8 protein-coding genes and 1 tRNA gene are annotated in these 14195 nt (G+C 74.3%); all 9 read right to left on the reverse strand.

What is annotated here, in order from left to right:
- Positions 1-3: 3 nt before the first annotated feature.
- Positions 4-77, reverse strand: a tRNA-Thr gene (locus ACFV18_RS29910).
- 107 nt (positions 78-184) lie between these two features.
- Entirely contained in the window at positions 185-838 is a 654-nt protein-coding gene (gene leuE / locus ACFV18_RS29915; RefSeq protein WP_380488389.1) for a leucine efflux protein LeuE, read from the reverse strand.
- Positions 839-958: 120 nt separating this feature from the next.
- On the reverse strand, positions 959-2545 hold the full coding sequence (locus tag ACFV18_RS29920) for an alpha/beta hydrolase (RefSeq protein WP_380488371.1): 1587 nt from the start codon (positions 2543-2545) through the stop codon (positions 959-961).
- Positions 2546-2793: 248 nt separating this feature from the next.
- On the reverse strand, positions 2794-3855 hold the full coding sequence (locus ACFV18_RS29925) for a hypothetical protein (RefSeq protein WP_380488372.1): 1062 nt from the start codon (positions 3853-3855) through the stop codon (positions 2794-2796).
- A 174-nt stretch (positions 3856-4029) separates the two neighbouring features.
- Positions 4030-5235: a DNA polymerase III subunit delta' gene (locus ACFV18_RS29930; RefSeq protein WP_380488373.1), complete on the reverse strand. Its 1206-nt coding sequence runs from the start codon at positions 5233-5235 to the stop codon at positions 4030-4032.
- Between the two features lie 140 nt (positions 5236-5375).
- Complete coding sequence (tmk, locus tag ACFV18_RS29935; RefSeq protein WP_380488374.1) at positions 5376-8462, reverse strand: dTMP kinase; 3087 nt, start codon at positions 8460-8462, stop codon at positions 5376-5378.
- 78 nt (positions 8463-8540) lie between these two features.
- On the reverse strand, positions 8541-11420 hold the full coding sequence (gene topA, locus ACFV18_RS29940) for a type I DNA topoisomerase (RefSeq protein WP_380488375.1): 2880 nt from the start codon (positions 11418-11420) through the stop codon (positions 8541-8543).
- A 413-nt stretch (positions 11421-11833) separates the two neighbouring features.
- Complete coding sequence (locus tag ACFV18_RS29945; RefSeq protein ID WP_380488376.1) at positions 11834-12322, reverse strand: DUF3592 domain-containing protein; 489 nt, start codon at positions 12320-12322, stop codon at positions 11834-11836.
- Positions 12323-12620: 298 nt separating this feature from the next.
- On the reverse strand, positions 12621-14147 hold the full coding sequence (locus ACFV18_RS29950; RefSeq protein WP_380488377.1) for a methyltransferase: 1527 nt from the start codon (positions 14145-14147) through the stop codon (positions 12621-12623).
- Between the last annotated feature and the right edge of the window lie 48 nt (positions 14148-14195).

Raw genomic sequence — 14195 nt, forward strand, 5'->3', positions numbered from 1 at the left:
CTGAGCCGCCTGCGGGATTCGAACCCGCGACCTACGCATTACGAGTGCGTTGCTCTGGCCAACTGAGCTAAGGCGGCACCGCTGCCCGGAGAGACCGAGCTGGTGAGCCCAGGGTCGCATTGGCAACGCGGGTCAGTCTACACAGTTTCTGGGGGTGGTCCGTACGCGGTGGTGGGGCGACGGGTCAGGCGGAGGAGATGGCGAGCTTTGCGGCGAAGCCGGCGAAGAGGACGGCGACGGAGGAGGTGAGGCCGGCGGAGAGGCGCTTGCGGCGGCGGAAGGCGTTGGCGAGGGAGGTGCCGGCGAAGATCAGGAGGGAGAGGTAGAGGAAGGAGAAGGCCTGCAGGACGGTGCCGAGCAGGGCGAAGGAGAGGGCGGGGGCGCCGTAGGTGGTGTCGACGAACTGGGTGAAGAAGGAGAGCAGGAAGAGGATCGCCTTGGGGTTGAGCAGGCTTATCACCAGCGCGCGGCGGAACGGCCGCTCGGTGTCCTCGTCGGCGGGGGCGGAGGAGGAGGCGGTGGCGACGACCGTCCGCTCGCGCCACATCTGCCGGGCGGCGCGCAGCATGCCGAGGCCGATCCACAGCAGGTAGGCCGCGCCGCCGAACTTGACGACGGCGAAGACGGCGGGGTTGGCCCGGAGCAGGGAGGCCGCACCGAGGGAGGTGAGGCTGATCAGGATGAGGTCGCCGAGGAAGACGCCGCAGGCGGCGCGGTAGCCGGTGCGGATGCCCTTGCGGGCGGCGACGGAGAGCACGTAGAGGGAGTTGGGTCCGGGCAGCAGGACGATGACCAGTGCGCCAAGGACGTAGGTGGTCAGGTCGTGGACTCCGAGCACTGCGGTCTCCAAGGGGTCCGGGAGGCAGGAACGCCGAAGGGGCTGCGCCATGCTAGCGCCAGCCCCTTCACGCACAAACACTCCTGACAGATGGTCCCGGTATCCGGACCATGGCGGGCGTCAGTCCTTGCAGACCTTCCCGTTGTCGGGCGCCGCCCCGCCGAGCAGGTACCGGTTCACCGCGTCGTCGACGCAGGTGTTGTGCCGCCCGTACGCGGTGTGGCCGTCGCCGTCGTAGCTGAGCAGCCGCCCGGACTCCAGCTGCCCGGCCAGGGACTTGGCCCAGGCGTAGGGGGTGGCGGGGTCGCGGGTGGTGCCGACCACGACGATCGGGTCGGCGCCGGCCGCGCGGACGGTGTGCGGGGCGCCGGTGGGCTTGGCCGGCCAGTACGCGCAGCTGAGCGCCATCCAGGCCATGTCGCGGCCGAAGTGCGGCGCGGCCTTCTCGAAGTCCGGGAGTGCGGCGGTGACCGCCGCCGGGTCGGCGAACGAGGCCGGCAGGTCGAGGCAGTTGACGGCCATGTTGGCGTACATCAGGTTTTCGTACGTGCCGTCCTCGGAGCGGCTGTAGTACTCGTCGGCGAGCCGCAGCAGTCCGCTGCCGTTGCCCGCCTGGGCGGTGGCCAGAGCGGCGCGCAGGTGCGGCCACAGGGCCTCGGTGTACATCGCCTCGGCGACGCCGGTGAGCGCCTGGGCCTCGGTGAGCGGCCGGTTGGTGTCGGTGGGCATCGGCTGCGCGTCGAGCTTCTTGAACAGGGCGGCGAGCTTGTCGCCGGCCTCCTGCTCGGTGCGGCCGACCGGGCAGTCGTCGCGCTTGACGCAGTCCTTGGCGAACGCCGTCCACGCGGTTTCGAAGCCGCCGGCCTGGGTGAGGTTGCCGGCCCGGGCGTCCAGCGACGGGTCCATCGCGCCGTCCAGCACCACCTTGCCGACCTTGCCCGGGAACAGGCCCGCGTACGTCGCGCCGAGGAAGGTGCCGTACGACTTGCCGACGTAGTGGAGCTTCTGGTCGCCGACCAGCGCCCGCAGCATGTCCATGTCCCGGGCCGCCTCGACGGTGGAGACGTGGGCGAGCAGCTCACCGGCCCGAGCCGAGCAACCCGCCGCGAACTCCTTGTCGACGGCCACCAGGGCGTCGATCTCGGACTGGTCGTCGGGGGTGATGTCGGCGGCGGCGTAGGCGTCCATCCGGTCATCGGCCAGGCAGGTCACCGGTGCGGACTTGCCGACGCCGCGCGGGTCGAAGCCGACCAGGTCGTAGCTCGCGCGCACCCCGGGGTCGTAGCGCGACGCGACGGCCTGCACGTATTCGATCGCCGAGCCGCCGGGGCCGCCCGGGTTGAGCAGCAGCGAGCCCAGCCGGTGCGCCTTGTCGGTGGCGGGCTTGCGGATCGCGGACAGTTCCACGTCGTGGCCGTCGCCGGGGTGGGCGTAGTCCAGCGGCACCTTGAAGGTGGCGCACTCGAAGTCCGTGGTGCACGGCTTCCAGCTCAGCTGCTGCGCGTAGTAGGGCGCGAGGCCGGGCGGCAGGTCGGTGGGCAGCGGCTCCAGCGGGGTGGCGCCGTTCGCGGGAGCCGCGGCGGACTGGCTGGGCGGGCCGCCCGCCGTGGGCGCCGGGTGGCCCGAGGTGCAGCCCGCCAGCAGCAGGGACGCGGCGGCGGCCAGCGCGGCGGCGGGCAGGAGCCGGCGGGGCCGGGCGACTCTCATGAACGTGGGTCCTCTCCCCTGGAAGCGGGCCGACCCGCGAGCCGACCGTCCCGGCCGTCGCCGGAAGGCCGAGCCTAGCGGCCGCGAACGCCGCACCCGGGACTCCACCCGCCCGCCACCTCGCGCGGCCACCCTGCCCAAAATCCGATCGTCACACCATCAAGCGCGCCGCTCAGTACCAAGCGCGCCGCTCAGGCCCGAGCGCGGCGCTCAGAACAAAGCGCGCCGTTCAGGACCGAGCGCGCCGCTCAGGGCTTCGGCAGCTGCTCCGCCAGGTACTGCACCGCGACCCGCACCAGCCGCATCCGCTCCCGGTCCGCCGAGAAGTCCTGGACGATGTCGGAGATCCGCACCTCCGCCCGCGCCCCGGCCTCCCGCAGCGCCTGCTGCACCGCCCGGGCGGACTCCAGCCCGTCCGTGTCCCGCTTGGCCGCGGCCAGCAGCAGCCGCGCCGACGAGGACCCGGCCGGCGCCTCGCCCGCGGCACTCGCCAGCGCCCGCCCGTCGTACTGGCCTGACACCGCGGCGGCCGCCCCGTACAGGTCGGGGCGGGTCAGCCCGGCCGCGGCCGCGCAGGGGGCGCCGTCGTCCACGCCCAGCACGGCCCAGCTGTCGGGGCCGGCCGGCCGGGTGCGGAAGACCGCGCCGACGGCCGCGCGCAGCGCCTCGTCGTCCGCGACCGCCTGCGGGGCAGCGGTCACCAGGTCGCAGGGGTGGCCGGTGCCGCTCGGGGCCTCGGGGACGACCAGCACGAACGGGCGGGCCCTGCCCAGCTCGACGGCCGACGCCACGCCGTCGAACACGCCCGGCATGTCCTCGTCGGCGGTCCGCCCGGCCGTCCCGGAGTGCACCACGATCACCGGGAACCTCGCCGCGGGCTCCTGCCGGTACTCGGCGGGCAGCCACACCCGCACCGCGCGCGGCCGCCCGTCCGGACCGGGCACCTCGCCCTGCAGCAACTCGCCGCCCGCCGGCCGGCTCACATTGCTGAACAACGCCGCCGACGACGCGGCAGCGGGCTCCGGGGGCGCCGCCAGGACGGGCCGCTCCGCGCCGACCACCGCCCCCGCCTGCCGTACCGCCACCCGACCGAAGCCCGCCCCCAGCAGCGCCGCCACCCCGAGCGCGCTCACGCACATCAGGCACAGCACCGCCGCCCCGGCCCGGACCAGCACCGGACGCGCCTCCGCCGCCAGCTCGTACGTCTGCGCGGCCCGCAGGTCCCGCCAGCGCGACACCGCCGACCGGGCCAGCCAACCGCCCGCCACCACGGCCACCAGCAACAACAGGACGAGGAGCGATCGGGGCATGGGGACGCACCACCTCGGGGAAGGACCGGCCGGACGCGGGCGCGTGGCCAGTGCACAGGGTGCAAGACCGCGCGCCTGCGGACCGCCGGCCGGTACGGGCGTCTCCCCACGTTCACTCGAACGAGCTAACGGCAACGACGCCCCAAGCCTTCAGCCCACGGTCACAGCAACCGCTCAGCCCGCCCGCAGCGCCACCGTCATCGCCTCGACCGCCAGCAGCGGGTCCACGTTCCGCTCCAGCGCCCGCCGGCAGGCCAGCACCGCCTCGATCCGCCGCAGCGTGTTCTCGGCGGCGCCCTCGCCGGCCACCCGCTGCACGGCCGGCCGCTGGTCCTCGTTGGCCAGCGGCCCGCCCGCGCCCAGCTGGACCGCCAGCACGTCCCGGTAGAAGCCCAGCAGGTCACCCAGCGCCACGTTCAGCGTCTCCCGGCGGGTCCGGGTCGCCCGGCTCTTCTGCCGCTTCTCCAGTTCCTTCACCGCGCCCGCCATGCCGCGCGGCGCCCGGCTGCCCTCGGCCGCGCCGTAGGCGGCCCGCAGGTCGTCGGTCTCCTTGGCGTCCTGGGTCTCGGCCAGCGCCTCGGCGTCCGCCTTCGCGGTGTCGACCAGCCGCTGCGCGGCGGCCAGGCAGCCGCCCAGGTCCGCGACCTCCAGCGGGATCCGCAGCACCTCGGCGCGGCGGGCCCGGGCCTGCTCGTCCACCGCGAGCCGCCGGGACCGGTCGATGTCGCCCTGCCCGGCCAGCGCGGCCAGCCGGGCCGCCTCGGGCTCCACCCCGTCGCGCCGGACCAGCATGTCGGCGACGGCCTCCGCGGGGGGCGTGCGCAGCACCAGCAGCCGACAGCGCGAGCGGATGGTCGGCAGCACGTCCTGCACGGACGGCGCGCACAGCAGCCACACCGTCCGCGGCGACGGCTCCTCGACGCCCTTCAGCAGCGCGTTCGCGGCCGCTTCGGTGAGGCGGTGCGCGGCGTCCACCAGGATCACCGACCAGCGGCCGCCGGTCGGGTAGCTCGATGCCCGCAGCACCAGGTCGCGCATGTCGCCGACGCCGATCGACAGACCGTCGGTGCGCACCTGCTTGACGTCGGCGTGGCTGCCGGAGAGCACGGTGTGGCAGCCGTCGCAGAACCCGCAGCCGGGCGTCCCGCCCAGGTCCAGGTCGGGGCTGGTGCACTGAAGCGCCGCCGCGAAGGCCCGGGCCGCCGTCACCTGCCCCGCGCCGGGCGGGCCGGTGAACAGCCAGGCGTGCGTCATCAGCGAGGCGTTGCCCTCGGGGGCCTCGCCCCGGCCCGCCAGTACGGAGGCCCGGGCCGCCCGCGCGGCCGCCTGCAACTGTTCGACCACCCGGTCCTGTCCGACCAGGTCGTCCCACACACTCACGCCGCGCTCCTCCTCGCCGTCACCGACCCGACGAGCCTAACGCCGCACGGAGACACAGTCGGCGCAGCGGACGGGCGCGGGGAGCCGCGCGGCCGGTCCTGCGCCGTGCGGCTCCCCGCGATTGGTCCTGCCGTCGGCGGTCAGTCCTTGCGGCGGCGCCAGCCCCGCTTCGGCTGCTCGTCCTGCGCCGCCTCGGGGGCCTCGGCCTCCCAGCGGGCCCACTCCTCGCGGGAGCCGAGCAGGCTGTCGGTCAGGCTGGGCAGGTCGTCGAGCGGGGTCTCCTCCGCCCAGTCCGGCCGGGGCCGAAGCTCGCGGGTGCGGGAGGAGTCGTCCTCGTCGCGGAACAGCCCGGGCGGCACCCGCTTGGCCTCGGGCTTCGGCGCGGCGGCCTCGGGCTTCTGCGTCCCAGGCGTGGGCTTCGGAGCCCCGGGCGCCGGCTTGGGCTTGGGCGCAGGCTCGGCCTTGGGCAGCACCGCGGTCTCGGCGTCCTCGACCTTCGGCAGCACGGCCGTCTCGTCGATCACCGGCTTCGGCAGCTCCCGGGTGGTCTCGCTGTCGGACTCGGCGGCCGGCTCCTCGATCCTGGGGAGCACCGCGGTCCGGTCCGCCTCGGCCTCGGCGGCCTTCCGGGCCTCCTCCGCCCGCTGCAGCGCCTCTTCGGCGCGCCGCCGCTGCTCCTCCCGCTGCAGGTCGCGCTGGCGCTGGAGTTCGACCCGGGCGGCCTCCTCGGCGGCGGCCTTGCGGGCAGCGGCGGCCTCGGCGGCGAGGCGGGCCTGCTCGGCTGCCTGCCGCTCGGCCTCCGCCGCGGCCTTGCGGGCGGCTTCCGCCTCGGCGGCGAGGCGGGCTTCCTCGGCGGCCTTGCGTTCCTGCTCCGCCTTGACGCGGGCGGCCTCCTCCGCGGCCAGCCGGTCCTTCTCGGCCTGCTCGGCGCGCAGTTCCTCCAGCAGCGCGAGCCGCTTGCGCTCGGCCTCCTCGGCGGCCTTGCGGGCGGCTTCGGCCTCGGCGGCCTTGCGGGCGGCCTCCTCGCGGGCCTTGCGTTCCTGCTCGGCCTTGGCGAGCTTCTCCTGGTCGGAGAGCGGCAGCTCGCGGTCGAGCCGGTGCCGGATGGCGGTGGTGACAACGGCGGGCGCCTGGCTGCCGTCGACGACCAGGTAGCGGGCCGGGTCGGCGGCGGCCAGCGCGAGGAACCCGGAGCGGACCCGCTGGTGGAACTCGGTGGGCTCGGACTCCAGCCGGTCGAGCGCCTCGGTGAAACGATCCCGCGCGGCGGTCGGGTCGACGTCGAGCACGACGGTCAGATCGGGCACCAGCCCGCCGGTGGCCCAGCGGGAGATCCGGGCGACCTCGGTGGCCGCCAGGTCGCGGCCCGCGCCCTGGTAGGCGATGGAGGAGTCCATGTAGCGGTCGGTGATGACGACGGCTCCGCGCTCCAGGGCCGGCCGGATCACGTTCTCGACGTGCTCGGCCCGGTCGGCGGCGTAGATCAGCGCTTCGGCGCGGTGCGACAGGCCGGTGTTGCCGACGTCCAGGACGAGGGCGCGCAGCCGCTGCCCGATCGGGGAGCCGCCGGGTTCGCGGGTGACGACGACCTCGTGGCCCTTGGCGCGGATCCATTCGGCGAGCGCCTGCGCCTGGGTGGACTTGCCGGCGCCGTCGCCGCCCTCCAGGGCGATGAAGTAGCCCTTGCCGGCCACCCGGTGCGGTGCGGCCCCGGCACCACCGCGGACGGCCTGGACGAGCTCCCGGCCGAACGGGACCACGCCGCGCTGGTCGTCGGTCTTCAGCAGGACGACGGCGGCGAGCACCAGGGTGAGCAGTCCGGCGGTGGACACCGCGAGCGCGGCGCCGCCGTGGATGAAGGTGAAGCTGCCGGCGCGGACCTGGCCGAGCGAGACCTCGCCGTAGGCGGCGGCCAGCAGCGGCATGCCGATCAGGGCGACGGCGACGACCACCCGCAGCACGGCGTACAGGTGCTCGGTGACCTTGCCGAGGCGGATCTCCTCGATCTCCTGGGCGAGCAGTCCGCGCCCGGTGGCGATGACCACGCCGGCGGCGAGGCCGGCCAGCATGGTGAACAGCAGCACCAGGACGAAGTCGAGGACCAGCCCGGCGAGGATCAGCGCCACGCCGGCGGTGACCAGGCCGAGCGCGAGCAGCCGGCGGCGGGACAGGCCGGGCAGGGTGGCGCGGCTGAGCCGGATGCCGACGGCGGGCGCGCCGGCGGCGGCGAGCACCACCAGGCCGTAGCCGATCGGGCCGGCCAGGTGCTCGGTGGCGGTGAGCAGCCCGAGCGCGGCGACGCCCGCCATCGAGGCGTAGGCGGCGGCGATCGAGAAGGTGAAGTACGGGGCGGAGCCGGTGCGGCCCTTCTTCAGGGACGGGCCGGGCGTGGCGTCCGTGGGCGCGCGCAGACCCTGCAGCGGGGAGCGCGGCGCGGCGGTGGCCCCGGCGGGCAGCTCCTGGAAGTACAGCAGTGCGGCGTTGACGGCGAACAGCGCGGCGGTGCCGAGTGCGGCGGCGGTGAGCTGGTGGTCGCGCAGCCAGTGCAGGCCCACTGCGGCGAGCACGTTGTTGAGCAGCGTGAAGCCGATCAGTCCGGTGGCGGCCAGCGGCAGCGACGCCCAGCCGGTGCGCAGGTCGAGGGTGCGGACGGCGTCCAGCGAGGCGGCGGCCGGCGGGCCCGCCTGTTCGGGGACGGCCAGCAGCCCGGGGACGGCGGCGTCCTTGCCGATGGTCCAGACCCGTTCGGCGGCGCCGGCCAGGAACACCGAGCCGAGCAGCGCCCAGGTGGCGGAGCCGGGCGACCAGATCACCCACCAGGGGGCGAGGCCGATCAGCAGGGCGCGGAACAGATCCGCGCCGAGCAGGCTCCAGCGCCGGTCGATCCGGCCGCCGACCAGGGCGTGCACCGGGCCGAGCAGGGCCGCCCCGAACAGGCCGGAGGCGAGCAGCCGGGCCGCGAACAGGGCGGCGACGGCCAGCGCGAGCGAGCGGTAGCCGTGCCCGAACTGCCCGCCGAGCACGGCGGCGACCACGGTGAGTGGGACGAGCACCAGAACGGACAGCCGGTCGGCGGTGCCGCCGACCAGCTGGGTGGTCCACAGCTTCCGGTAGGGCCGCAGCCGGAGCAACGCGCGGGCCCGTTCGCCGGGCGTCCCGGCGGGGGCGACCTCGGGGAGGCCGCGGGCGGCGGCGCGTGCGGTGGGGGGCGGCTCCTCGCTCGTCATACCGTCAGCGTAGCGAGTGCGCGGGCCTGACCTTAACGGGCCCGCCCGGATTCGAACAGGCCCGTTACGCAGCGTCCGTCAGCTCTCCTCGGATGTGTTCTCCGCGGTGGCGGACTTCTTCGCCGCGGTCTTCGCCGCCGTCTTCTTCGCCGCGGTGGTCTTCGCCGCGGTGGTCTTCTTCGCCGCCGTCTTCTTGGCCGCGGCGGTCTTGGTCGCTGCGGTCTTGGTCGCCGTGGTCTTCTTGGCGGCCGTGGCGGTCTTCTTCGCCGGGGCCTTCTTGGCGGCCTTCTTCACCGGTCCGCGGGCGCGCTTCTCGGCGAGCAGCTCGAACGCCCGCTCCGGGGTGATGGTCTCCACCTCGTCGTCCTTGCGGAGCGTCGCGTTGGTCTCCCCGTCGGTGACGTACGGCCCGAACCGGCCGTCCTTGACCACCACCGGCTTCTCGCTGACCGGGTCGTTGCCGAGCTCCTTCAGCGGGGCGGCCGCAGCCGCCCGGCCGCGCTGCTTGGGCTGGGCGTAGATCGCCAGCGCCTCGTCCAGGGTGATGCTGAGCAGCTGGTCCTCGCTGGTCAGCGACCGCGAGTCGGTGCCGCGCTTGAGGTACGGGCCGTAACGGCCGTTCTGCGCGGTGATCTCGTTGCCCTCGGGGTCGGTGCCGACCACCCGGGGCAGCGAGAGCAGGCGCAGCGCGTCCTCGAGCGTGACGGTGTCCAGGTCCATGGACTTGAACAGCGAGGCGGTGCGCGGCTTGACGGCGTTCTTGCCGGTCTTCGGGGTGCCCTCGGGGAGCACCTCGGTGACGTACGGGCCGTAGCGGCCGGCCTTGGCGACCAGCGGGTTGCCGCTGATCGGGTCGGTGCCGAGTTCGCGCTCGCCGCTGGGCTTGGCGAACAGTTCCTCGGCGAGCTCGACGGTCAGCTCGTCCGGCGGCAGCTCGTCGGGGACGTCGGCGCGCTGCTCGGGCTCGCCCTCGACGGCGGCCGGGCGCGTCACGTACGGGCCGAAGCGGCCGACCCGGAGCACGATGCCGTCGCCGATCGGGAAGGAGCTGATCTCCCGGGCGTCGATCGCGCCGAGGTCGGTGACCAGTTCCTTCAGGCCGCCGAGGTGGTCGCCGTCACCGTTGCCCGCGCCGGCGGCGGCCGATCCGTCGGCCTCGCCCTCACCGAAGTAGAAGCGCTTGAGCCACGGCACGGACTCGGCCTGGCCGGCCGCGATCCGGTCGAGGTCGTCCTCCATCTTCGCGGTGAAGTCGTAGTCGACCAGCCGGCCGAAGTGCTTCTCCAGCAGGTTGACCACGGCGAAGGAGAGGAAGGACGGCACCAGGGCGGTGCCCTTCTTGAAGACGTACTTCCGGTTGATGATCGTGTCGATGATCGACGCGTAGGTGGACGGGCGGCCGATCTCGCGGTCTTCCAGCTCCTTGACCAGCGAGGCCTCGGTGTACCGGGCCGGCGGCTTGGTGGCGTGACCCTCCGGGGTGAGCCGCTCGGCGGCCAGCGGGTCGCCCTCGGCCACCTGCGGCAGCCGGCGCTCGCGGTCGTCCAGCTCGGCGTTCGGGTCGTCGGCGCCCTCGACGTAGGCCTTCAGGAAGCCGTGGAAGGTGATGATCTTGCCGGAAGCGGAGAACTCGGCGTCCCGGCCGTCGGCGGAACGGCCACCGACCTTGACGGTGACGGACTGGCCGACCGCGTCCTTCATCTGGGAGGCGACGGTGCGCATCCAGATCAGCTCGTACAGCCGGAAGTCGTCGCCGGCCAGCCCGGTCTCGGCGGGCGTCCGGAACCGGTCGCCGGACGGGCGGATCGCCTCGTGCGCCTCCTGCGCGTTCTTCACCTTGGAGGCGTAGGTGCGCGGCGCGGACGGCAGGTAGTCGGCCCCGTACAGCTGGGTGACCTGCGCGCGGGCCGCGACGACCGCGGTCTCCGACAGCGTGGTCGAGTCGGTACGCATATAGGTGATGAAGCCGTTCTCGTACAGCTTCTGCGCGACCTGCATGGTCCGCTTGGCGCCGAAGCCCAGCTTCCGGCTGGCCTCCTGCTGCAGCGTGGTGGTGCGGAACGGCGCGTACGGGGAGCGACGGTACGGCTTGGACTCGACGCTGCGGACGCTGAACGCGGTCTGCTCCAGCGCGGCGGCCAGCGTGCGGGCGGCCTGCTCGTCCAGGTGCAGGGTGTTCGCGGCGTTCTTCAGGCGACCGTCGGTGCCGAAGTCGCGGCCGGTGGCCACCCGCTTGCCGTCCACGGTGACCAGCCGGGCGCCGAAGCTCTCGGGGTTGGCCGCGTCGGCGGCGGTGCGGCCGGTGGCGAAGGTGCCGACCAAGTCCCAGTAGGAGGCGGAGGTGAAGGCGATCCGCTCACGCTCGCGCTCGACCACCAGGCGGGTGGCGACCGACTGGACCCGGCCCGCCGACAACTTCGGCATGACCTTCTTCCACAGCACCGGGGAGACCTCGTAGCCGTAGAGGCGGTCCAGGATGCGGCGGGTCTCCTGCGCGTCGACCAGGCGCTTGTTCAGGTGGCGCGGGTTGCGCACGGCCTCCTGGATGGCGTCCTTGGTGATCTCATGGAAGACCATCCGGTGCACCGGCACCTTGGGCTTCAGTACCTCCTGCAGGTGCCAGGCGATCGCCTCGCCCTCGCGGTCCTCATCGGTGGCCAGGAAGAGCTCGTCGGACTCCTTGAGCAGCGACTTCAGCTTGGTGACCTGGGACTTCTTGTCCGGGTTCACCACGTAGATCGGCGCGAAGTCGTGGTCCACGTCGACTCCGAGGCGGCGCACCTCGCCGGTGTACTCGTCCGGAACCTCGGCGGCCGTGCCGGGCAGATCGCGGATGTGACCGACGCTGGCCTCGACGATGTAGCCGGGGCCGAGGTAGCCCTTGATCGTCTTGGCCTTGGCCGGCGACTCGACGATGACGAGTCGCTTGCCGTGCGCGGTCTCGCTGCTCGGGGACACCTTCGCTCTTCTCTCCCGGTCGTAACCAAAGCTCCTGGGCTGTCGCACCAGCGACGGTCCCACCAGCGGAGTGTGACCGTACCCTGGCCACCCTTGTCAAACGGACGGATACCGCTTTTTCACCGGCAAGGCCGACCGACGCCACTCGAACGGTAACCCGATGGCCGCTCTTCGGGCATGTCTTTCCGGGGCAAGCAGGCCTTCCACCGGGCCCGGACCGGCGCGTCCACGGGCGGTCCGGGTGGGTTTACCGGCATCCCGGACGGCGGGGGAAGGAGAGCGGAACAGTGCGCTCCGTAATCGGGCCGGGCCGTCCCGGACGGGAACGGGCAACCGTGCGTCGGTGGGCGGTTCGCTCGGCGCGGATCGGGCGGGACGGCTCGCTCGGCGCGGGGCCTGCGGGGCCGGTTCGCTCAGCGCAGGGCGAGCGCGAGCAGGGACAGGCCGCCCGCCAGCGCCGAGGTGCCGAGCAGCGCCCAGAACAGGTCGGCGGGCAGCGAGGGCAGTTCCTGGTGCGCGGCCAGCACCACCCGGTCCGGCCGCCTCGGGTCGTATGCGACCTGAACGGCCGCGCCGGCTGCCAGCTGCGGCGGGCGGCGCAGCGGGGTGTGCCCGCGCGGGCGGGCCAGCACCAGGCGGCCCCGCGGGTCGGGGCGCAGCTCGTGGACGGTGCCGAGGCCGGCGTCAGCGGGCCCGCCGGCGGCGTCCACGGGGTAGGAGAGCAGCGGGCTGCTGTCCATCGCCTCGGTCCGGTCCGGGTCGGCGACCACCTGGGCGGTGGCGGGCACGCCGTACCGGCGCAGGTGGTGGCGAAGGCGCAGTTCCACGGCGCACCACAGCAGCAGCGCGCTCCCGAAGACCGCCAGGACCGCCCCGCCCACCAGCGTCGTCGGCGTCTCCACCCGGTCCTCCCCCGCACTGCCCACAGCCTGTGGACAGCACCCTGGCACCCGGTGGACAACCGGCGGCGGACACTCGGCGTCCGACGGACCACCCCCGGGGAACGCCAGGGTGAACACGGCGGCCGCCCGGGGCCGATGGTGTCCAACGCGGCCGGGCCGCACAGGTCACCCGGAGCTTCGACCACGGGAACGCGCCCTGTCGAGGCTCCGGGTGACCAATGTCACCGCCTGCGCACCGGCCGGCTCTGCCCGCCCGGCTCCGGCCGGCTCAGCCCGCCCGGCCCGGGCTCCGGCCGGCTCAGCGGACCGGCTCGATGAACCCCTGCTCGGTGAGCAGCCGCAGCGACTCGGGTACCCGGGCCCGCAACTGCGCCGCGTCCTCGCCGAGCAGTTGGGCGATCGCGTCGATGATCTCCCCGGCGGCCAGCGTGCCGTCGCAGACGCCGACGAAACCCGCGCCGACGGTGTCCACCTTGGTGGCGCGCCGCATGCCCCGGTTGTGCCGGAGCACCACGTGCTCGGGGTCCTCGGAGCCGGGCGCGCCGATCTGCTCCTGCACCACCTCGTCGGCGAGCAGGTAGCGGGCGGCCAGCAGCCCGGCGTCGTCGTGGCCGCGCAGGAAGTCCTGGCGGGCGAACCACTCCTCGATGTGCGGGCCGAGCGGCTGCTCCACCGGGTGCGGCCACTCCTCGATCCGCACCACCGGGTCGGCCGCGCCGGACGCCCGCAGGGTGATCCAGCCGAAGCCGATGCCCTCCACGCCGGCCGCCTCGAAGCTGTCCAGCCACTCCTCGTACCGGGCCCGGTACTCGTCGCCGCGGTGGTCGCCACCGTCACGCAGCCACAGCTCGGCGTACTGGGCGACGTCCTGCACCTCGCGCTGCACCACCCAGGCGTCCAGGCCGGTGCCGGCCACCCAGCCGGCCAGCCGGTCGCGCCAGTCCTCGCCCTTGACGTGCTGCCAGTTCGCCAGCAGCTGGCAGTAGCCGCCGGGCTCCAGGTGGTCGGCGGCGCCGCGCACCACGCTGCGGCACAGCTCGTCGCCGGCCATCCCGCCGTCCCGGTAGGTGAAACGGCCCGCCGGGGAGATCACGAACGGCGGGTTGGAGACGATCAGGTCGAAGCGCCGCTCGCCGATCGGCTCGTACAGGCTGCCCTCGGCGGTGGTGACGTTGTCGAAGCCGGACAGCGCGGCGGTCAGCCGGGTGAAGTGCAGGGCACGCGGGTTGAGGTCGGTGGCGGTGACCCGCTGGGCGTGCCGGGCCGCGTGCAGCGCCTGCACGCCGGAACCGGAGCCCAGGTCCAGCACCTCGCGGACCGGGCGACGCACCGTCAGGTTGGCCAGCGTGGTGGACGCGCCGCCCACCCCGAGCACCAGGTCGCGGCGCTCGATGCCGGCCGCCGTCCGCCCGGAACCGATGCCGCCCGCGCCGCCGACGGCGCAGCCGAGGTCGGACACCACCCAGGCGGCCGCGCTGGGCAGGCCGGCCACCTCGTCGGCGTACGGCCGCACGTCGACGGTGGCGCGCAGCTCTGCGCCGTCGCGCACCAGCCAGCCGTCCGCCAGCAGGCCCTCGACGGGCAGGGCGGCCGCGGCGGCGGCCTCCGGCACCGGCTGTTGCAGCAGGAACAGCCGCACCAGGGTCTCCAGCGGCGAGCCGCCACGGGTCGCCCGCAGCGCCGGGACGGCCTCGCTGCGGGCCAGCGCCGCGTACGCGGCCGGGCCGAGCAGGTCGAGCAATCCATCGGCGGTGAAGGAGGCCTTCAGCAGCGCCTCCCGCAGTTCCGCCGTCCGGCCGGTATCAAGAACGGGGCTGTTCGTCACCCCGCCATTCTCCCCCGTCCACCAGCGCGGCCCGTCCACCGCACCCGG

The organism is Kitasatospora sp. NPDC059673 (genome assembly GCF_042734215.1).
Taxonomy (GTDB): domain Bacteria; phylum Actinomycetota; class Actinomycetes; order Streptomycetales; family Streptomycetaceae; genus Kitasatospora.

Bases quoted from the DNA above. Each gene is read 5' to 3' on its own strand.
- ACFV18_RS29920 (WP_380488371.1), bottom strand. From the start codon at position 2,545: ATGAGAGTCGCCCGGCCCCGCCGGCTCCTGCCCGCCGCCGCGCTGGCC.
- ACFV18_RS29925 (WP_380488372.1), bottom strand. From the start codon at position 3,855: ATGCCCCGATCGCTCCTCGTCCTGTTGTTGCTGGTGGCCGTGGTGGCG.
- tmk (WP_380488374.1), bottom strand. From the start codon at position 8,462: ATGACGAGCGAGGAGCCGCCCCCCACCGCACGCGCCGCCGCCCGCGGC.